The sequence below is a fragment of the Mesorhizobium sp. M7A.F.Ca.US.006.01.1.1 genome (genome assembly GCF_003997935.1).
GTDB lineage: Bacteria > Pseudomonadota > Alphaproteobacteria > Rhizobiales > Rhizobiaceae > Mesorhizobium.
In genome coordinates this window covers 1-20,760 of the sequence record NZ_RZQL01000004.1, presented here as the reverse complement: position 1 = coordinate 20,760, position 20,760 = coordinate 1, and the positions used below count along the sequence as shown (strand labels likewise).

At 63.6% G+C, this 20,760-nt stretch carries 15 protein-coding genes and 1 pseudogene; 11 read left to right on the top strand and 5 right to left on the bottom strand.

Annotated features, from left to right (window positions below; genetic code table 11):
* The first annotated feature begins 57 nt into the window (after window positions 1-57).
* The 5 genes from EN943_RS01495 (at window position 58) to EN943_RS01475 (ending at window position 4,983) form a co-directional block, all read left to right on the top strand.
* Entirely contained in the window at window positions 58-942 is an 885-nt protein-coding gene (locus EN943_RS01495) for a transglutaminase family protein (protein WP_127411235.1), read from the top strand.
* A gap of 143 nt (window positions 943-1,085) precedes the next feature.
* Window positions 1,086-2,024 carry a glycosyltransferase family 2 protein gene (locus EN943_RS01490; protein WP_127411234.1) on the top strand — a complete coding sequence of 313 codons (939 nt, stop codon included), beginning with the start codon at window positions 1,086-1,088 and terminating at the stop codon, window positions 2,022-2,024.
* A 99-nt stretch (window positions 2,025-2,123) separates the two neighbouring features.
* Window positions 2,124-3,230, top strand: a complete 1,107-nt coding sequence (locus EN943_RS01485; protein ID WP_127411233.1) for a DNA topoisomerase IB — start codon at window positions 2,124-2,126, stop codon at window positions 3,228-3,230.
* A 107-nt stretch (window positions 3,231-3,337) separates the two neighbouring features.
* Window positions 3,338-3,712 carry a YciI family protein gene (locus EN943_RS01480; protein WP_127270092.1) on the top strand — a complete coding sequence of 125 codons (375 nt, stop codon included), beginning with the start codon at window positions 3,338-3,340 and terminating at the stop codon, window positions 3,710-3,712.
* Window positions 3,709-4,983, top strand: a complete 1,275-nt coding sequence (locus tag EN943_RS01475; RefSeq protein ID WP_127411232.1) for an RNA polymerase sigma factor — start codon at window positions 3,709-3,711, stop codon at window positions 4,981-4,983. Before EN943_RS01480 ends, EN943_RS01475 begins: the two co-directional genes overlap by 4 nt.
* Before the next feature lie 21 nt (window positions 4,984-5,004).
* Here the strand turns inward: EN943_RS01475 and EN943_RS37530 are convergent, their stop codons facing one another.
* Window positions 5,005-5,151, bottom strand: coding sequence for a hypothetical protein (locus EN943_RS37530; protein ID WP_164778038.1), 147 nt, complete (start codon window positions 5,149-5,151; stop codon window positions 5,005-5,007).
* A gap of 73 nt (window positions 5,152-5,224) precedes the next feature.
* On the opposite strand from EN943_RS37530, the gene EN943_RS01470 reads away from it, so the two are divergent.
* On the top strand, window positions 5,225-6,739 hold the full coding sequence (locus EN943_RS01470) for an aldehyde dehydrogenase family protein (protein ID WP_127411231.1): 1,515 nt from the start codon (window positions 5,225-5,227) through the stop codon (window positions 6,737-6,739).
* A gap of 44 nt (window positions 6,740-6,783) precedes the next feature.
* Here the strand turns inward: EN943_RS01470 and EN943_RS01465 are convergent, their stop codons facing one another.
* The gene (locus EN943_RS01465) at window positions 6,784-7,650 is read right to left on the bottom strand and encodes a hypothetical protein (protein WP_127411230.1); all 867 of its coding nucleotides are present in this window, start codon (window positions 7,648-7,650) and stop codon (window positions 6,784-6,786) included.
* A gap of 152 nt (window positions 7,651-7,802) precedes the next feature.
* On the bottom strand, window positions 7,803-8,675 hold the full coding sequence (locus EN943_RS01460) for a hypothetical protein (protein ID WP_127411229.1): 873 nt from the start codon (window positions 8,673-8,675) through the stop codon (window positions 7,803-7,805).
* A gap of 359 nt (window positions 8,676-9,034) precedes the next feature.
* On the opposite strand from EN943_RS01460, the gene EN943_RS01455 reads away from it, so the two are divergent.
* The 4 genes and pseudogenes from EN943_RS01455 to EN943_RS01445 all read left to right on the top strand — a co-directional run bounded on the left by EN943_RS01455 (window position 9,035) and on the right by EN943_RS01445 (window position 18,469).
* Window positions 9,035-10,825 carry a ShlB/FhaC/HecB family hemolysin secretion/activation protein gene (locus EN943_RS01455; RefSeq protein WP_245475559.1) on the top strand — a complete coding sequence of 597 codons (1,791 nt, stop codon included), beginning with the start codon at window positions 9,035-9,037 and terminating at the stop codon, window positions 10,823-10,825.
* Window positions 10,826-10,835: 10 nt separating this feature from the next.
* Window positions 10,836-15,491, top strand: a complete 4,656-nt coding sequence (locus tag EN943_RS01450; RefSeq protein WP_164778037.1) for an MBG domain-containing protein — start codon at window positions 10,836-10,838, stop codon at window positions 15,489-15,491.
* Window positions 15,488-15,592, top strand: a pseudogene (locus EN943_RS38950) (hypothetical protein); the annotation flags it as partial. The gene EN943_RS01450 and the pseudogene EN943_RS38950, both read left to right, overlap by 4 nt.
* A gap of 60 nt (window positions 15,593-15,652) precedes the next feature.
* The gene (locus EN943_RS01445) at window positions 15,653-18,469 is read left to right on the top strand and encodes an MBG domain-containing protein (RefSeq protein ID WP_127411227.1); all 2,817 of its coding nucleotides are present in this window, start codon (window positions 15,653-15,655) and stop codon (window positions 18,467-18,469) included.
* A gap of 81 nt (window positions 18,470-18,550) precedes the next feature.
* On the opposite strand, the gene EN943_RS01440 is transcribed toward EN943_RS01445, so the two are convergent.
* Together EN943_RS01440 and EN943_RS01435 are read right to left on the bottom strand one after the other, a co-directional pair.
* Window positions 18,551-18,925, bottom strand: a complete 375-nt coding sequence (locus EN943_RS01440; protein WP_127411226.1) for a hypothetical protein — start codon at window positions 18,923-18,925, stop codon at window positions 18,551-18,553.
* Between the two features lie 230 nt (window positions 18,926-19,155).
* Window positions 19,156-19,914, bottom strand: coding sequence for an SDR family oxidoreductase (locus EN943_RS01435; RefSeq protein WP_127411225.1), 759 nt, complete (start codon window positions 19,912-19,914; stop codon window positions 19,156-19,158).
* Window positions 19,915-20,069: 155 nt separating this feature from the next.
* Between EN943_RS01435 and EN943_RS01430 the strand changes: the two genes are divergently transcribed.
* On the top strand, window positions 20,070-20,760 hold a 691-nt coding region (locus EN943_RS01430), incomplete at its 3' end, for an aldehyde dehydrogenase family protein (protein ID WP_127411224.1).

Sequence of the window (20,760 nt, the reverse complement as noted above, 5' to 3'; positions counted from 1 at the left end):
GCAAAAGTGTCGCACGGTTTTGCGACAAGAACCTGCGCAAAGACAGAAAAATAGATCATGCTCTACGATATCAGGCTTCATCTCCACTATGATTACGCTTCCGCTGCCGGCGGCGGTCGTCATCAGGTGCGCGTACTGCCGTCGACGATATCAGGCGTGCAGCGCGTCATCGCCGCATCACTGTCCTTTGCGCCGGCGCCCAACGAGCGTTCCGACTTTTCCGATTTCTTCGGCAACAACGTCACCTCGATCGCCTTTCGCGACGCGCATGATGCGCTCGATATCAGGATGAGCGCCCGCGTGTCGGTGTCTCGGCCCGAGCCCGGGCTCGACGTGTCGCCCGATATCGCCAGGCTCAGGCAGGAGCTCGCCGCGGTGAGGTCTCTGACACCTGATGCACCTCACCATTTCCTGACGGCCAGCACTCATGCCGGCATCGACGATGCGATCACCGCCTACGCACGAGACAGCATCGCCGGTTCCGCCGCCAGCACGGCCATGAACCTGTGCCATCGCATTCATCGTGATTTCACCTATGACGGCGAGGCAACCACGGTGCGAACCCGGGCCAGTGATGCTTTCAGGCTGAAGCGCGGTGTCTGCCAGGACTTTTCGCATATCATGATCGCCGGCCTGCGCGGACTCGGCATTCCCGCTGGCTATGTCAGCGGCTTTCTGCGCACCATCCCGCCGAAGGGCAAGCCCCGGCTGGAAGGCGCCGATGCCATGCATGCCTGGGTCAAGGTCTGGTGCGGGCGCGACGCAGGCTGGCAGGAATTCGACCCGACCAACGGCATGCGGGCCAGCAACGACCATATCACCGTCGGCTACGGCCGCGACTATTCGGACGTGGCGCCGATCGTCGGCGTGCTCAAGATCACGGGGGGACAGGTCGGCGAGCAAGCTGTCGACGTCATTCCGGTCGTGCTCGAAAGAGCCTGAAAGCAGGTCCTGCGCGCAGCGGTATTTCGGCTGCAATTCCGGATGGACAAGACTGCTTCTCAAATACCGATGTGGCCGCTAGTCTATATCCGTTTCGGGGTGACGGTAATTGTATCCTCAAGCGCATGGCGCGAGGTTTGTAATTGAGAGCAATCAGCGTCGTCATTCCTGCCTGTAACGCGGCGGTGACCATTGCTGCAACGCTGGCGTCGCTACGCAGCGAGGTCGAGATCATCGGCGAGATCTTGCTGGTCGACGATGCGTCGACCGACGGCACGGCAACCATCGCGCGGGAGGCCGCGGCGCAACTGTCGTTGCCGCTGCGCGTGCTGCCGGCCAATTGCCGCGATGCCGGCTGTGCCCGCAACGTGGCGCTGGCCGAAGCGGTCCATCCCTGGGTCTACCTGATCGATGCCGACGACCTGCATCTGCGGGGTGGATTGCGCGCATTGCTCGGGAAGACCCAGGAGCAGCCCGAGGCCGACATGATCGTGGGTGCATACCGGCGACGGGTGAACGGCCAGGATCGGCAGATCAAGGTGCCGAACGGCTACCGGGCCGCGTGCCTGGCAAATGCCTCGGCCTATGTGAAAGGCGACATACGTTCGGTCGCCGTGGGCAGCGTCCTGGCATCCCGAGCCCTGATCGGCGAGACGAGGTTCCCGGTCGGATTGGCCTATGATGAGGACACGCTGTTCTGGGCGCGGCTGATGAGCAAGGCATCGCTCGCGATGGTTTCGCAACCCGTCATGGTCTATGAGGTTTCGCCGGTGCGTTCCGATGACCGCTATGCGATCAACTCTGTACGGCGCTTCCTGGATTGGCGCCGGGAACTGCGCACACTCACTGACTGCAACATTCCGATGTCGGCGCTCAAGGCCAGGGAAGGGCTTGTCGCCCTCAAGATCGCCCGGGTCCACTATGCGCGCGGCGATCTGGATACTGCAGCACGCTTCCTGGCGGTGGCCGCGGCAGCCCCCAAGCGACGCTCGGAAGCCTGGCGCTGTCTGCGCTACAAGTTCAAGCTCGCGGCCCGGCGGCGTTTGTCCGCGTCGTCGATCGAGCTGCAAGACGCTTTGTAGACGCCAGCCAACACGATATCGGCGCCAAGAGCTTTTCGGACGGCGCGTGGAACCAGCGGTCGGCCAGTGGCTTATCTACGGAATTCGCGTGGAGCCGACATGTTGCAGAAACCCGGATTGTCGCCCGGCCGACCGGCTGGCGAGGACGCTGTATCGCCAGATGGTGTGCCCAAAAACGGCGCAGAGAGCTCGGCCGACCACGCGTCGCTTAGCTATGTGAGCGATGCCGAGCCCGGTATCCGGCGGCTGAAAACAGGCAAGGGGTTTTCCTACAAGGGACCGGACGGCCGGACAGTTTCAGACGCCACCAAAGCGCGCATCGAGGCAATCGTCATTCCGCCGGCCTGGACGGATGTGTGGATTTCGCCGGACGCGGACGGCCATATCCAGGCAACCGGCAGGGATCAGCGCGGACGCAAGCAATATCGCTATCATCCGCAATGGGCCGAAGAGCGCGATGGTGCCAAATATTCGAGCCTTGTCGCTTTCGCCGAGAGCCTGCCGGACCTGCGGCACAGGATCGACAGCGATCTGCGCCGTCGTGGCTTGCCGTTCGAGCGTGTCGTCGCCGCGGTTGTCTGGCTGCTCGACAACACGATGATCCGCGTCGGCAATGCCGCCTACGCCCGCGACAACAAGAGTTTCGGGTTGACCACGTTGCGCGACCGGCATGTGGATATTGTCGGTTCAAGCCTGCGCTTTGCCTTCAAGGGCAAGTCGGGCAAGGAGTGGAGGCTGAAGCTGGTCGACCGCCGCATCGCCAGGATTGTGCGTGGCGCGCAGGACCTGCCAGGCCAGAAGCTGTTCCAGTATCTCGATGAGGACGGCAACAGGCGGCCGGTCCGCTCCGAGGACGTCAACAGCTATATCCGTGAGGCGGTCGGTAACGCCTTCAGTTCGAAGCATTTCCGCACCTGGGGCGGCACCATTCACGCCGCGTCGCTGTTCGCGCAAACGGAACTGCCGCAAAGCCAGGCGCAGCGAAACAGGGCGATGAACAGCGTCATCGACAAGGTTGCCGAGCGACTGGGCAATACGCGTGCCGTCTGCCGCAAATGCTATATCCATCCGCTGGTCTTCGAAGCGTGGTCGCAGGGGCGGTTGCTGGATGAAATGGCGCAAGCCAACAAACGCAAGCGCTCCATCGATGGTCTCGATGACGAGGAAGCTCTCGTGCTCCGATGGCTGAAACTGCGCGAAAGCTGACCGGCGCGGCCGGCCGTGCCCAAATCCGTGACATCTGGATTTTTTTATCGACGTCATGTCGGGATCGGTCTTACTGTTTCGTCCTTTGACAGAGAAAAGGACCAGCCATGCTCTACGCAATCCTCTGCTATGCCTCCGAAGATGTCGTCTGCTCCTGGAGCAAGGCACAGGACGACGAGGTCATGGCCAATCTCCTCGACGTTCAAGACAAGTACGCCAAGGCTGGTCGGCTCGGCCCGGTGGCACGGCTTCTGCCGACGACCGCCGCGACGACCCTGAGAAAGGTCAAGGGCGAATCGGTCGTCATCGACGGGCCGTTCGCCGAGACCAAGGAACAGTTTCTCGGCTTCTACACGCTCGAATGCGCCGATCTCGACGAGGCCGTGGAGTTCGCTCGCGAGCTTTCCGAAGTCAACCCGAGCGGCGGCTCCTATGAGATCCGGCCGGTCTCGATCTTCAATCCCGCCAAGGTTTCCGCATGACCGAAATGGCCTGGATCAGCTCGGCGATCAGCGCCGCCCGCCCGCAGGCGATGGGTGCCCTGCTGCGTTATTTCCGCGATCTCGATACGGCGGAGGAAGCTTTCCAGGATGCGTGCCTCAGGGCCATCAAGAACTGGCCGCAGAACGGGCCGCCGCGCGACCCGGCGGCCTGGCTGATCTTCGTCGGCCGCAACAGCGGCATCGATGCGGTGCGCAAGCGCGCCAAGCAGGCGCCGATGCCGGAGGAAGACCAGGTTTCCGATCTGGAGGACGCCGAGAGCGATATCGCCGAGCGGCTGGACGGGGCGCACTACCGCGACGACATATTGCGGCTGCTGTTCATCTGCTGCCATCCCGACCTGCCGGCAACACAGCAGATCGCGGTGGCGCTGCGCATCGTCTCCGGTCTCACGGTGAAGCAGATCGCGCGCGCCTTCCTGGTTGGCGAAAGCGCCATGGAGCAGCGCATTACTCGTGCCAAGGCGCGCATTGCGGACGCCGGGGTGCCGTTCGAGACGCCGGGCGCGGTCGAGCGGTCGGAACGGCTCGCCGCCGTCGCCGCCATGGTCTACCTGGTCTTCAACGAGGGCTATTCGACCAACAGCGGCGAGGCGCCGGCCCGCGCGCCGCTGTGCGAGGAGGCGATCCGGCTGGCACGGCTGTTGCTGCGGCTGTTCCAGACCGAGCCGGAGATCATGGGGCTGACGGCGCTGCTGCTTCTGCAGCATGCGCGCGCACCGGCTCGTTTCGACGAAGACGGCGAGATCGTGCTGCTCGAAGACCAGGATCGCAGCCTGTGGAGCCGCAAGATGATCGATGAGGGGCTGGCACTGGTCGACAAGGCGCTGCGCCATCGCAAGCCCGGCCCTTACCAGGTGCAAGCGGCGATTGCCGCGCTGCATGCGCGGGCCGAAAAGGCCGAGGATACCGACTGGAACGAGATCGACCTGCTCTATCGCTTGCTGGAGCAGATGCAGCCGTCGCCGGTGGTCACGCTCAACCGGGCCGTCGCGGTCTCGAAGGTGCGTGGACCGGCAGAGGCGCTGGCCATGATCGAGCCGCTGGAAGAACGGCTTTCCGGCTATTTCCATTTTTTCGGCCTCAAGGGCGGCCTCTTGATGCAGCTCGACCGGGGCGACGATGCGCGTGTCGCGTTCGACCGCGCCATAGCGCTTGCGAACACGGCGGCGGAAGCTGCCCATATCCGCATGCATATCGACCGGCTGATCAAGGACGGTGCGGTGCGCCCACCGGCCAAGAAGGCAAACTGAGCACCATCTGCCCGATCTGGCTCAATCGTGCAGTTTGGGCTTAGACCATGCCGGGGTGGTGATTTTCCCTTGAAACGAGTAATGCCACGCGATGATCGTGCCTGAGGTGCCTTTGTGCACGCGGGCAGCATGGCGCCAGGCTTTGACCGGCGTTGCCTTTTTGTGCATGTCGTTGTCCCAAAAACCGCTGGGCACTTTTGGGCGACATGCATTATGAGCGACGGATCTGAAAGGGACAAGAATGACGATAGGCAAGGAAACGACCGAACTGCTGGCGAAACTGGGTGTGGCCAAGGAGGCGCTCGTCGGCGGCGACCTGATCGTGCGCAGCCCGGTGACGGGCGAGCAGATCGCGGCGCTGAAGACGATCTCACCGGCTGACGCGGTCAAGGTGATCGATGCCGCGCACAAGGCCTTCCAGGCCTGGCGCATGGTGCCGGGCCCGCGGCGTGGCGAACTGGTGCGGCTGCTCGGCGAGGAGCTGCGCGCGCACAAGGCCGAGCTTGGCCGGCTGGTTTCGATCGAGGTCGGCAAGATCCCGTCCGAGGGGCTCGGCGAAGTGCAGGAGATGATCGACATCTGCGATTTCGCCGTAGGCCTCTCCCGGCAATTGTACGGCCTGACCATCGCCACCGAGCGCCCGGGCCATCGGATGATGGAAACCTGGCATCCGCTCGGCGTCGTCGGCGTCATTTCCGCCTTCAATTTCCCGGTGGCTGTGTGGTCGTGGAATGCCGCCCTGGCGCTGGTCTGCGGCGACGCGGTGGTGTGGAAGCCGTCGGAAAAGACGCCGCTGACCGCACTTGCCTGCGAGGCCATCTTCAAGCGTGCGGTCAAGCGCTTCGGCGCGGACGCACCTGATGGCCTGGCGCCGGTGCTGATCGGCGACCGCGCCGTCGGCGAGATCCTGGTCGATCATCCCAAAGTGCCGCTGGTTTCGGCGACGGGCTCGACCCGCATGGGCCGCGACGTCGGCCCGCGGCTGGCCAAGCGCTTTGCACGCGCGGTGCTGGAGCTCGGCGGCAACAATGCCGGCATCGTCTGCCCGAGCGCCGATCTTGACATGGCGCTGCGCGCGATTGCCTTTGGAGCGATGGGCACGGCCGGCCAGCGCTGCACGACGCTGCGGCGCCTGTTCGTGCATGACAGCGTCTACGACGCCTTGGTTCCACGCCTCAAGAAGGCCTACGAGAGTGTGTCTGTCGGCAATCCGCTGGAGACCTCCTCGCTGGTCGGGCCACTGATCGACAAGGCGGCCTTCGACGCCATGCAAAAGGCGCTGAAAGAAGCCGCCGCCCATGGCGGCAAGGTGACCGGCGGCACGCGGGTCGAGAACGGCCATCCGGATGCGTACTACGTGCACCCGGCGCTGGTCGAAATGCCAAGCCAGGTTTCCCCGGTGACGGAAGAGACCTTCGCACCGATCCTCTATGTGATGAAATATTCGGATTTCGACGCCGTGCTCGACGAGCACAATGCCGTGGGCGCGGGCCTGTCGTCGTCCATCTTCACCCGAGACCTGCAGGAATCCGAGCGTTTCCTGGGTGTCGACGGATCGGATTGCGGCATTGCCAATGTCAACATCGGAACCTCGGGCGCCGAGATCGGCGGTGCCTTTGGCGGCGAAAAGGAAACCGGCGGCGGCCGCGAGAGCGGCTCCGACGCATGGAAGGCCTATATGCGGCGCGCCACCAACACGGTGAACTATTCCAAGGCGCTGCCGCTCGCCCAGGGCGTGTCGTTCGACATCGACTGAAGGGCTCGCCGGCTTGGGCGTCCCCGCAGTGGGATGCCCACCGGTCAGCTGCCTGCTGGCGAGTCAAAGGCCTCGACGAAGGCTGCATCGATGATAGCCAGCTTGACGGCCTGGGCGGTCATGTACTCCCGGTAGAAATCACCCGACACCCACATCACCGAATTGCCGCGCTGGCCAAGCCAGCCAACGCTGCCGAGGTCTTCTGCATCCCGCAGTTTGCGTGCCAGGTGGGTTCGCGACAGCTTGAGCCATTTGGCGAAATCGCCGATCGAGACGACGCCGGTCGGTATTGCAGCGAGGCCGGCATGGTCGGGATCGACGCCCGATATCAGCCAGTCCATGACGACGCCGCCATTGTTGAGCCAGGTGAACAGCGAAAAGGTCTGCTTGGGCTCGCGCACGGGACTGGAGGAGATCAGGCCGTCAGCCACCAGCGGTTGCATCCTGGCGAGCGCATCAGGCTGCTCCAGAAACGTCGCCAGACGGTTCGCGCCGTCGAGACTGTCCAGTGTGTGCAGATGAGCCATCATCCAGCCGGCGAGCGTGTCCAGCGTGTTCACTGTGGGCTGTATAGGGCGGATGCGGCCATCCTGAGCTGCCGAGAGATGCTCGATGAAATTGTAGTGCAGCATCTCCTTGAGGAAGGCGTCGGCGGTGTTGCGGCTGGCGACGGAATTCTCCCGGATGACGTCGATGAAACGCGCCGCCGTCAACTGCTTGCGGTAGTCATCGGGCTCCCGTCTGAAATGCAGGGCAAGGCCGATATGCGCCATCAGCCAACGCTGCTGGGTGGCAAATATCGAGGCAAGCCTCGGGTTCGTCTCGTAGGTCTGGATAAGCGCCTGCGCCTGGGCACGGACACAGCGATGCAATGCCGGGTGACCGGCAATATGGTCCAAGGTCAGCGCCATTCTCCCCCCGTGCGTCAAGCCCCCCAACGCGAAGACGCAGATCACATTTTCAGCCTTCACGGCCCGTGTCCAGACGCGCCCCGTCTATAACAGGTTATGATCGCCAGTAGACAATCTTCACGGCCCGGGCAGATATCGATCGCGCCGATCCTTCAGCGGTCTTCCGGGGCTGGAAAACAGGCGTCGAAGGCCGCATCGACAATGGCCAGTTTGGCGGCCTGGACGGTCATGTACTCCTGGTAGAAGGTGTTCGATACCCACATCACCGAATGGCCGCGCTGGCCGAGCCAGCCGATGCTGCCGAGATTCTCGGCAGCGCGCAGCTTGCGGGCAAGGTGGGTCCGCGAGAGCTTGAGCCACTTGGCGAAATCTCCGATCGACACCACGCTGGTCGGAATCCGGTCCAGGCCGGCATGATCGGGATCGATGCCCGACATCAGCCAGTCCATGACGATGCCGCCATTGTTGAGCCAGATGAACAGGGAAAAGGTCTGGTTGGGCTCGCGCACCGGCTTGGAGGCAAGCAGGCCGTCCGCCACCAGAGGCTGCAGCCCGGCAACCATGTCGGGCCTCTCCAGGAACCTGGCCAGCCGGTTGCCATCGTCGAGATGATCCAGCGTCTGCAGATGGGCAAGGACCCAGCCGGTGAAAGTCTGCACGGTTGCCGCCGTTGGCTGCAAGGGGTGCGTGCGCCCGTCGCCACCCGAAACGTACTCGGCGACATGATAGTGCAGCATCTCCTTGATGAAAGCGTCCGCCGTGTTGCGGCTGGCTACCGCGTGCTGGTGTACGAACTCGATGAAACGCGACACCGTCAGCTCCTTGCGGCGGTCGTGCGGATCGCGCCTGAAATGCATGGCAAGGCCGACATGACCCATCAGCCAACGCTGCTGCGTGGCGAAAATGGAAGCCAGTCGCGGGCTCGTTTCATAGATGTTGATCAGCGCCAACGACTGTGCCTGAACACAGCGATGCAGGGCCGGATGGCCGGCAATGTCTTCCAGATTCAGCGCCGTCCTCCTCATGTTCCGAGTTAACTCCAACAGCGGAGTCGCGTCCACATTTTCCAGCCTTCGATAGCTGTGTCCAGAGGCACCAAGTGCGAAGAGCAAGCCCAACCCAGAACATGGGGCCGGCCACGACCGGTTCATGGGATCCGCTAACCGATTGCTATGGCTTGGAAAACCCCTCCCAATAATAGTCAGTCGGAGGGCCGCCCGTTGAATTGACGTTCACCAGAGCCCGGCATAGTTTCCGCGACATCCGAGCGGCGGGGGCACGCCTTCCCGGAAGTGATTCGAAAGCAGAAGCTAATTAACGAGCGATGAAATCTCGCGCGGTGGCGAAGCTTTTCCGAGTTCTACCTCGAAGGGCGAGTGATTGAGTGAAGTATACAAGCAAGATCGCGGTTGGCAGGGATAAGGACTTTCACCCAGTTTTCGGTGGGCTGGCAGTCCGTGAGGGATGGTTGATCCTGTTTGCCGTCTCGGCGTGCCTCTGGCTTCAAGCCGGCGCGTTTGCGCAGACAGCCAGCCAGATCACGCCGCCCAGCTTTCGGCCGCCGCCGGCGGCCAACACGGCAGGCGTTTCCATTCCCGAAGGTGTGGGCCTCGAGGCGCCGGCGGGTGCCGAGAAGCTCAAGGTCAAGCTCACGGATGTCAGCGTCGAAGGCGGCTTGCCCGACATGGCTGACGCAACACGCAAGATCGTTGCCGGGCTTGCGCACCGCACGGTCACGGCGGCGGAAATCTTTGCCGCGGCGCGAAAACTCGAAACCGAATATGGACGGGCCGGCTATGCGCTGGTGCGGGTGGTGCTGCCGGCGCAGAAGCTCAACGACGGCGCAGGGCTCCGGCTGGTCGTCGTCGACGGCTTTCTCCAACGGATCGACACCAGCAATCTGCCCGAGCGCATACGCGGGCGGGTCGAGGCAACGCTGGCGCCGCTCGTTGGACAAAAGAGCATCAAGCTGTCGGCGATCGAACGCAAGCTGCTGCTGGCTGGCGATACGCCCGGCGCCCGGCTGCGCTCAACCTTGCAGGCCGGAACAGCCAAAGGCGCCAGTGTGCTTGTCATCGACGGCAAATATCGCCCGATCGGTGGCCAAGCGACCGTGGACAACTCGCTATCGCCGTCGTTGCAGCGCTGGTCTACGGGCATCGGCGTCGATTTCAACTCATTGCTTGGCCTCGGCGAACTCGTCTATGTCAGGGCAGGCGGCTACCCCGATGGCGGCGAGAGTGGCCTGTTCACGGATGGCCCACGCAATCGCAACTATGCCGCCGGCATCGTCGTGCCGATCGGCTATGATGGGCTGACGCTCAATCTGGAAGCCAGCCGCACGCGGGCCAATCCGACAGCCGAGCCCGGCACGCTCGGCTTCGGCAGCGCCTTCGAGCGTTATTCGGCGCGGCTTCGCTATCCCTGGATCCGCAGCCGCGCGCTTACCATCAGCACCGAACTGTCCTTCGACGTGCAGAACGACACGCTCGACGCGGTGACGCCGATTTCGCTGCCGATCGCCGAGGACCGGCTGCGCATTGCGCGACTCGGTCTCGACGGCACCTGGTTCACACCGCTTGGCGGCGTCTTCATCGGCAATGTCGTGGCCTCGTTCGGCATTGACGGGCTCGGCGCGCGCTCGGCCGCCGATGCGACGCCGCTGCTGCCGCTGTCGCGCCAGGGTGCCGACGCGGCGTTCCAGAAACTGGAGGTCTCGGCCAGCTACAGCCAGCCGCTGGCCACCCATCTCGGCCTCGATCTCTACGCCCGCGCGCAGACCTCATTTGGCAAGCCGCTGCTGCAGTCCGAACAGATCGGGCTGGTCGGCGCGAACGGTCTGTCGAGCTTCGACGCCGGCGCGCTGCAGGGCGATTCCGGCTATGTGCTGCGCGGCGAGCTGTCCTCACCCTGGTACGTGCCGTTCACCGGCGGCATCGTTTCGTTGTCGCCCTACGTGTTCGGCGCTGTCGGCCAGGTCCATCTCGAAATGCCGACCGCGCTCGAGACGGCCAACATCATTGGTGCGTCATACGGGCTTGGCCTGAAGGTCGGCACCGCGCTGGCGAGCGACGCGACCAACGCCAGCCTGACGCTGGAATGGGGCCGCCAGCATCGCGACGATCATCTGCCGACAAGCGATCGCTTTTCGCTCAGCGGCGCCGTCCAGTTCTAGAGAGATGACCATGCAGCGCAAAACCCACCTCTCACAGCGGCACCTCAACCGCACCGGCGCGCCGTTGATGGCGCTGCTTTTGACGTCGACGGCGCTTGTCGGCTTCACCTCCGCGCGGGCACAGGAACTGCCGACCGGCGGCAGCGTGGCGTCGGGAGGCGTCACAATTGCCAATCCGTCGTCGTCGCAACTGAACATCAGGCAGTCGACCAGTTCAGCCATCGTCAACTGGCAGAGTTTTTCCATCGGTGCCGGCGCGACAGTCAACATCGACCAGCCATCATCCTCGGCAACGATGCTGAACCGCGTCACCGGCGGCACCAAATCGACCATTGCAGGCCAGCTCAACGCCAATGGCCAGGTGTTCCTGGTCAACCCCAACGGCATTGCCATCTCCAAGACCGGCAAGGTCAGTGCCGCCGGCTTCGTCGCCTCCTCGCTCGGTATCAGCGACGAGGATTTTGAGGCCGGAAAGCTGGAATTCGAGGGCGAGGGAGCTTCAGCCGCCGTCTCCAACCAGGGTTCCATCAGCATCGGCCGTGGCGGCTATGCCGCATTGATCGGCGGCAGCGTCGACAATGCCGGCTCGATCACCGTGCCGCTCGGCAAGGTCGGGCTCGGCTCGGGCGAGAAGGCAACGCTTGATTTGTCCGGCGACGGCTTCTTGCAGGTTTCTCTGCCGACCAGGGCTGACGGCAGCAATGCGCTGGTCAGCAATTCCGGCCGTATCAGTGCCGATGGCGGGCTGGTCGAGCTCAAGGCGGCTGCGGTGCGCGATGCAGCACGCCAGGCCGTCAACATGTCCGGTGTCATCGAGGCACGCACCGTCTCCGGTCAATCCGGCGCCATCGTGCTCGGCGGCGATGAAGGCTCGGTCGAAATCACCGGCACGCTCGATGCCTCGGCCCAGACCGGCGGCAAGGGCGGCAAGGTCACGGTCACCGGCCGCAAACTGAAGCTCAGGGCGGCCAAGGTCGATGCCTCGGGCAAGGATGGTGGCGGCACCGTCAGGATCGGCGGCAACAAGCAGGGCAAGGGCACGCTGCAGACCGCCGCGACAACCGACATCGACAAGGACACGACAATCACCGCCGATGCCACCGGCACAGGCAATGGCGGCTCGGTGGTCGTCTGGTCGGACGAGCAGACAAAGTTCGCTGGCAAGATTTCCGCACGCGGCGGCGAAAACGGCGGCAATGGCGGCTTCACCGAAGTCTCCGGCAAGCAACGCCTCGACTTCACCGGTGAGGTCGATCTGCGCGCCCGCTTCGGCGACACGGGTGATCTGCTGCTCGATCCCTACAACGTCACCATCTCAAACGCTGCCGGCAACACCGGCGGCAGCATGTCCGCCAACACCAATGACAGCGTCATCAACGTCACCACGCTGCAGAACCTTCTTGCAACGGCAAACGTCACCATCTCGACCGGCAGTGGCGGTTCCCAGGCCGGCGACATCACCATTGCGGCACCGATCAGCTGGAACACCAACACGCTGACGCTCAATGCCTATCGTTCGATCGTCTTCAATGCCGGCGCCACGATCGGCGGCGTCGGCGGCCTGTCGCTGGTCACCAACAATGGCGGCACCGGGGGCACGATCTCCTATGCCTTGGGCGCATCGGCGACCTTCACCGGCACGCCCGGTGCGCAGGCGCTGTCGGTCAACGGCCACAGTTATACGCTGATCTACGATGTCAACGGCCTGCAGGCGATCAACAGCGGGCTCACCGGCAGCTATGCGCTGGCCAAGAATATCGATGCCAGCACCACGTCCAGCTGGAATGGCGGTCTCGGCTTCATATCACTGGGCACCGACGGCAACAGCAACATCCAGAACGGCGGCAATGGCTTCACCGGCTCGTTCGACGGGCTCGGCCACACCGTCGACAGCCTGTCGGTGACGCAGTCCGCTGCCCAGTATGTCGGCCTATTCGGCTATATCGGCGCGGGTGGCCTTGTGCAGAATGTCGGCGTCACCAATGTGACGGTCCGGGGGTTCAGGACCCTCGGCGGGATCGCCGGGTTCAATGCCGGCACGGTGGCCCAGAGTTATTCGACTGGTCAGCTGTTCACCACACAATACGGGTCCACCTCAGGCGGCCTGATCGGCGAGAACGATGGCGCACTCTCCGACAGCTTCTCGACAGTGGTCATCAACGCACGCGACACAAATGCCGCGGGCGGCGCGGTGGGCTTCAACAATTTCGGCACCATCGGTCGCGTCTATGCCATGGGCGCTGTCGACATCGGCAGCGGCGGCGCGGCCGTCGGCGGCCTCGTCGGATCGAATTATGGCTACTCGGGGGTCGGCGAGGGCGGCAGGATAACCGACAGCTATTCGACCGGCGCGGTCAGCGGCGGATGGAACGTCGGCGCGTTCATCGGCAACAACCTTTACGACGGCGTGATCACGGGCGCGTACGACACGTCGACATCCGGCCCCTACAACACCTCATCCAGCGCCAAGCCTGCGATCGGCGGTGGCACCACCGGCCCCAATGTCAATGTCGTCGGCCTTTCGACCTCCAGCTTCCAGAATGGCGGCGCAAGCGGCCTCAGCGCCGCCTATGGCGGCGGCACCGGGGGCCTCTATCCCTACCTCAAGGCATTCTACCCCAATGGCGTCCAGGCGATCTCCGGAATTGCCTACAAGGATGCCGGCAACACGCCGCTGATTTCCGGTACGGGCCAGCCCTATTACACAAAGAATCCCGGGCTGGTGTCCGTCGTCTCCGGCGGCGTGAACCTTGGCACGGTCTCGACCGGCGTCAACGGCTACTACTATCTCGCTCTGCCGACGGGCGCGGTCTCGAACTCGGTGCTCGCTTACACGGTTGCCGACGCGGACTCGGGCGCCATGAACAGTGCGACCTTCCGGACCGGCCTGCCTGGCGGCAATATCTCGAACCTCAACGTCTATGGCGACTGGCGTGTCGATGAGGCGGATGGCTCGATCGCTTCGCTGTCGGCGTTGAACAGCGCTTATGCCTCCGCGATCGGCTCGACCTCTGTCGGCAGCCTGTCCTTCGCCAACCGCCAGATCGAAACAGCGGCCACTACTTTCGCCCTCAACCAGGCGCTGTCGGTCGGCACCGGCACGCTGGCGCTGTCTTCGAACGGCACGGTTACGCAAGGGGCGACCGGTAACGCCATCACAGCCGGTTCCCTATGGCTCGGCGGCACCGGCTCGTTCGCGCTCAATGGCGCCGGCAACCAGATCGATAACGTCGCCGGCAATGCCGGTTCCGTCGATCTGAGCGATGGTGCAAGCCTGACGATCGCCAGTGCTTCCAGCGCCCGTGGGGTTATGGCGACCGGGGTGAACACCACCGGTTCGGTGAAGCTTCAGACGACGGGCAATCTGACCATCGCGGCCGGTGCGACGATCAGCGGAACGGATCCGGTGCTCTCCGCCGCAGGACAATTCATCAACAATCGCGGCAGCGATGCCGTCACTGCCACCAGCGGCCGCTGGCTGGTCTATGCGGCAAGTCCGACCGGCAACACATTCGGCAATCTCGACAGCGGCAACACGGCCATCTGGAATACGGCGGCCGGCGGGGCGGTGAGCGCGACGGGCAATCGCTATGCCTTCGCCTATCAGCCGACACTGACGTTTACGTCCAACAGCGCGATGAAGACCTATGGCGACACCGCCCTGCCGGCACTGACCTATTCGGTGGCGGGCTACCAGGCGGGCGCGGTCGGTGCGTATCTAAGCGACAGCGCCACCACGACCTTCAACGGCAGCCCAGCGCTGACCTCCGCCACCCTGCCGGCCAACGCACCGGCCGGAACCGGGCCCTATGCCATCACCGTCAGCGCCGGCAACCTCGCCGCCTTGAACGGTTATGCCTTTGCCTTCGACAGCGCGGGCCTGCTCACCATCGGCAAGCGCGCGGTAACGGTGACGGTGACGCCGGGCCAGAGCAAGATCTATGGCGATGCCAATCCGTCATCCTATGCGTACACCGTTTCGGATCTCGGAACCGGTGCGGCTTTGGTCGGCACTCTTAGCCGCGCGACCGGGAACAGTGCCGGGACCTACGTCATCAACCAGAACAGCATCACCAACGCCAACAATTCGAACTACAACATCACCTATATCGGCTCCAATTTCACCGTCGCCAAACGCGCGATCACGGTCACGGCCGATGCCAAGAGCCGTATCTATGGCAACGGCAATCCGACGCTGACCTACCAGTTGACATCAGGCAGCCTCGTCGGCGGTGACAATTTGAGCGGTTCGTTGACGACATCGGCGACGACGACATCCAGTATCGGCAGCTACGGCATCACGCAAGGCAACCTCGTCAACAGCAACTATGCGATCAGCTATGTCGGCGCCAATCTGTCGGTGACGCCGCGCGCGATCACGGTGACGGCGAACGCCAAGAACCGTGCCTATGGCGACGCCAATCCGGCGCTGACCTATCAGCTGACATCAGGCAATTTCGTCAACGGCGACAGCCTGAGCGGCGCACTGGCAACAACGGCGACGACGGCATCCAGTGTCGGCAGCTACGGCATCACGCAGGGAACACTCGCCAACGGCAACTATGCGATCAGCTATGTCGGCGCCAATCTGTCGGTGGCGAAGCGTGCCATCACGGTGACAGCCGATGCCAAGAGCCGCATCTATGGCGATGCCAACCGGCGCTGACCTATCAGCTGACCACGGGCAATTTCGTCAATGGCGACAGCCTGAGCGGCGCGCTCGCAACAGCGGCGACGACAGCATCCGGTGTCGGCAGTTACGGCATCACGCAAGGCACACTCGCCAACGGCAACTATGCGATCACCTATGCCGGCGCCAATCTGTCGGTGACGAAACGGGCGATCACGGTGACGGCCGATGCCAAGAGCCGCATCTATGGCGATGTCAACCCGGCGCTGACCTATCAGCTGACATCAGGCAATTTCGTCAATGGCGACAGCCTTGCCGGTGGGCTCGCAACCACAGCGACGACAGCATCTGGTGTCGGCAGCTACGGCATCACGCAAGGCACGCTCGCCAACAGCAATTATGCGATCAGCTATGTCGGCGGCAATCTCGCGGTGACCCCGCGCGCGATCACGGTGACGGCCGATGCCAAGAGCCGCATCTACGGCGATGCCAATCCGGCGCTGACCTATCAGCTGACATCAGGCAATTTCGTCAATGGCGACAGCCTGAACGGTGCGCTGGCGACTTCGGCAACGACAGCATCCGATGTCGGCAGCTACGGCATCACGCAGGGCACGCTCGCCAACAGCAACTACGCGATCAGCTATATCGGCGGAAACCTGTCAGTGGCGCAGCGCGCGATTACGGTGACGGCCGATGCCAAGAGCCGTGTCTATGGCGATGACAATCCAACGCTGACCTATCAACTGACCTCGGGCGATTTCGTCAATGGCGACGGCCTGAGCGGTGCGCTGGCAACGACCGCCGCGGCATCATCCGATGTCGGCGGCTATAGCATCACCCAAGGAACGCTTGCGAACGGCAATTACGCCATCAGCTATGTCGGCGCGGACCTTTCGGTGACGCAGCGCGCCATCACGGTCACGGCCGATGCGGGCCGGAGCAAGATCTATGGGGACAGTGATCCGCTGTCCTACGGCTATGCGGTTTCCGATCTTGGCGGCGGGACGGCGCTGGTCGGCTCGCTCGATCGCGCCGAGGGTGAGAATGTCGGGACCTATGCCATTGGCCGCGGCAGCCTCAGCGATGCTGCCAACGGCAATTACGACATCACCTATGTCGGTGCCGGTTTCAGCATCGGCAAGCGCGCGGTAACGGTCACGGCCACCGGTGGCCAGGGCAAGACCTATGGCGATGCCGATCCGCTGTCCTATGGCTACAGCGTTTCCGATCTCGGCAGCGGCGCCAGCCTTGTCGGTTCCCTGGACCGTGCGGTGGGCGAGGATGTCGGGGCCTACGCGATCGGGCAAGGCACGCTCACCAGTGCCGACAATTCGAACTACGATATCAGCTATGTCGGCGCCGGCTTCAGCATCGGCAAGCGGTCGGTGACGGTCACAGCCGACGCCGGCCAGAGCAAGACATATGGCAACGCCGACCCGTTGTCCTATGGCTACAGCGTTTCCGATCTCGGCAGCGGCGTTGATCTGGTTGGTTCTCTCGACCGTGCGGTTGGCGAGGATGTCGGGACTTATGCGATCGGCCAGGGCACGCTGACCAACGCTTTGAATTCGAACTACGACGTCAGCTATGTCGGTGCCGATTTCAGCATCGGCAAACGCGCCGTCACGGTCACGGCCAACTCCGGCCAGGGCAAGACCTATGGCGACAGCGATCCGCTGTCCTATGGTTATGCCGTTTCCGATCTGGGCAGCGGCGTTGATCTGGTTGGTTCTCTCGACCGCGCGGCCGGCGAGAACGCCGGAACCTATGCCATAGGGCAAGGCAGTCTCGAGACCTCGAACGCCAACTACGACATCACCTATGTCGGTGCCGACTTCACCATCGGCAAACGTGCCGTCACGGTCACGGCGGTCGCTAACCAGGGCAAGACCTATGGCGACAACGATCCCCTGTCCTATGGCTACACCTATTCTGGCCTCGGCAACGGTGTTGCCCTGGTCGGGGCGCTTGACCGCGCGGCCGGCGACAATGTCGGCAGCTACGCGATCGGGCAAGGCACGCTCACCAACACCCACAATTCGAACTACGAGATCAGCTATGCCGGTGCCGATTTCAGCATCGGCAAGCGATCCGTGACCGTCACTGCCAGCTCGGGCCAGGGCAAGACCTACGGCAATGCCGATCCGTCGTCATATGGCTACACCTTCACCGATCTAGGCAATGGTGCGGCGCTGGTTGGCGTTCTCGACCGCACGACCGGCGAAGATGTCGGCACCTATCAGATCGGGCACGGCACACTCGCCAACGCGGCCAACTCGAACTACGACATCAGCTATGTCAGCGCCGATTTCAGCATCGGAAAGCGATCTGTGACAGTCACGGCCAGTTCGGGCCAGGGCAAGATTTACGGCGATGCCGACCCGTCCTCCTATGGCTACACCAGCACCGATCTCGGCAGTGGTGTGGCGTTGGTCGGCGCTCTCGATCGCGCCTTGGGAGAGAACGCCGGAGCCTACGCGATCGGCCAGGGCACGCTCACCGACAGCGCCAATGCGAACTACGAGATCAGCTATGCCGGTGCCGACTTCAGCATCGGCAAGCGGGCGATCACCGTCGTGGCGGATGCGCAGAGCCGGCCGCAAGGCATGCCCAATCCGCCGCTCACCTATTCGATCGGCGGTCTTGGATTGGTCAACGGGGATACATTCCTTGGCGCGCTCTCGACTGAAGCGACCCCCGTTAGCGATCCTGGCAACTATGCCATCGAACAGGGGAGCCTGGCCCTCTCGGCCAACTATGAGCTGACCTATGTCGGTGCCGATCTGGTGGTCTCGCCGCCCAACACGGTGCCGGCACCGAATGCGGCCAGCACGGTCGCGTACAACGCCGATGCGCATGGCGCTGGTCAGCCGGCCCCTGTCTTCTTCACGGGCCAGCCTTCCGATGGCGAGACGCAGACGCTGGTCGAGGATCCGCGCCTGGACGGTCCCGCCCTCTGCGAGGGCGTCGGAGACATAGCGTCCGTCTGTGCCGTAGCGTCGGTCCAGTAGGCGTTTGCCCTCTATCTCCCATCGGAAAAACCGGCGTTCCGAAAATCGCCGGAGGCGCCGGGCGATCATTGTCGGCCTGCGTCAGCCATTGGGATAATAACCGCCATCGGACCCGTCGCCGATATAGAAGCCGCCACCTGAATCATCTTGCAGTTGCTGATCCAGCTTCTCGATCTGGCTGAGCAGGCCTTGGTATGTGCCACCGTCGCTGGCCGAGCGAAGGATGCTGTCGGCCTGCACCATCAGATCGTGCTCCTGCTCAGGGGTTATCGCCTTGGCATCCCTTGCCTCGACGATCCCCTGCTTGACGCCCTGCAACTGGTCCAGGACCGCTCTTGCCTCGACGGACATGGCCTGCGGTTCGACCCTGTGGCGGTGTACTGCGTAAGCACTCGATAATGGCACCGCCGCCAGCAGCGATGCGATTGCTATGATCCTTGGTGTGAAACTGCGCATGGTCGCGCCTCCCTTCAACGGGAAAAGCGGTGTGTATATCGCTTTCCGAACACGGGCCGTCCGCTCCGTCGCGTTGCGATGGTCCTGTCATCGTCGGCGGTTCGTGGCCCGCACCATCCATGTAGGGGTGTTCCAATCCGTTAGACGGCAAGGAACGGAAAGTTGACAGATTGTGATCGCACAAAGAGCCGGCATGCCGTGCCGCCACAGCTTGGCAGCGGGCGTGCCGGCTACATGCGCATCAGCAGGCCGCCGTCGACGGCGAGTTCGATGCCGGTGATGTAGCTTGCCGCGTCGGAGAGCAGGAACAGGGCCGCGTTGGCCATGTCCTGCGGCGTGCCGATGCGGCCGAGCGGCGCGTAGCTCGCCACGGCCGAGCGCTTCTCCTCGGTGTCCCAGCGCGCCTGCAGCGGGGTCAGCGCCATGCCGGGGCAGATGGCGTTGGAGCGGATACGCTCGCCGGCCAGTTGCATGGCGAGCGATTTGGACAGCGCGCAGACGCCGGCCTTGGATGCCTGGTAGGCGTCCTGCGGGTTGGCGTCGCCGCGATACCACTGGATGGTCGAGAAATGCACCATGGCGCCGCCACGTCCGCCCGAGCGCATATGGGGGACGACCGAGCGCGCCGTGTGTACGAAGGATTTCAAATTGATGTTGAACACCTCGTCCCAGACGTCGAGATCCATCTCGAGGGCCGATTTGTCGCGGCCGAACCACAGCACGCCGGCGACATTGGCGAGATAGTCGATGCCACCGCGCTCGCGGCCCGCCGTGCCGATCGTCTGTTCGACAAAGGCGGCGTCGGTGAGATCGCCCTGCGCGAAGGTGAGCCTGTCGTCGTAGGAAGCCAGGGAGGCCGGCCGGGCCTTGACGTCGATGGCAGTGACGGAGGCACCGGCATCGAGCAGCGCCAGCGTGATCGCCTCGCCCATGCCGCCGCCTGCGCCGGCCACGACCGCATGCCTGCCGGTGAAATCGTAAGCGATCATCTGAACCCCTCGTCTGTTCCTGCCAAAATGCAGATCGAAGGGACAATAGGGGCGGACCAAAATTCCATCAAGCGGTATTAGAAAAAATTTGCCAAAATGGAAAATCACGATATCGTACCCAAAATGACCTCTCAGCTCGGATGGATCTCAACAGCATGAACCTGCATTCCAGCGCGCGGACCTTTTCCGTGACTTCTCCCATCGACGGCTCGACCTATACGACGCGCTCCTATGCCGACGGTTCCACCATCGAGGCAGCGCTGACCCGGGCGCGTGCCGCCCTGCCGTCCTGGCGGCGGACGCCGCTGGCCGACAGACTGGCGATCCTGCTGCGCTTCGGCGAGGAGATGAAGGCGCGGGCAACGCCGCTGGCCGAGATGGTGGCCTGGCAGATCGGCCGGCCGCTGTGGCAGGCCGACGAGACGCCGCGCCTGGCGCTGGTCGGACAACTGCTTGCCGACGTCGCACCGGAAACGCTGGCCGATGTGCCGTATCCTTCGGATGACAACATCCGCCGCTATGCCAAGCCGGTGGCGGGCGGCCTGCATCTGTCGATCTGCGCCTGGAACTATCCCACCGCCATGCTCGGCTATCTCGTGACCGCGCCGCTCGCAGCCGGCAATGTGGTGATCTTCAAGCATTCGCCGCAGACGCCGCTGATTGCCGAACTGGCGGAAGAGGCCTTCCGTGCCGCCGGCGGCCCCGAGGGCGTGTTCCAGAGCCTGCATCTCGACCATACCGATGCCGAGCGTTTGATCTCGTCAGGCGCCTTCAACGCGGTGAACTTCATCGGTTCGGTCAATGGTGGAAGGCGCGTCCATGCCGCCGCCGCCGGCACGTTCACAC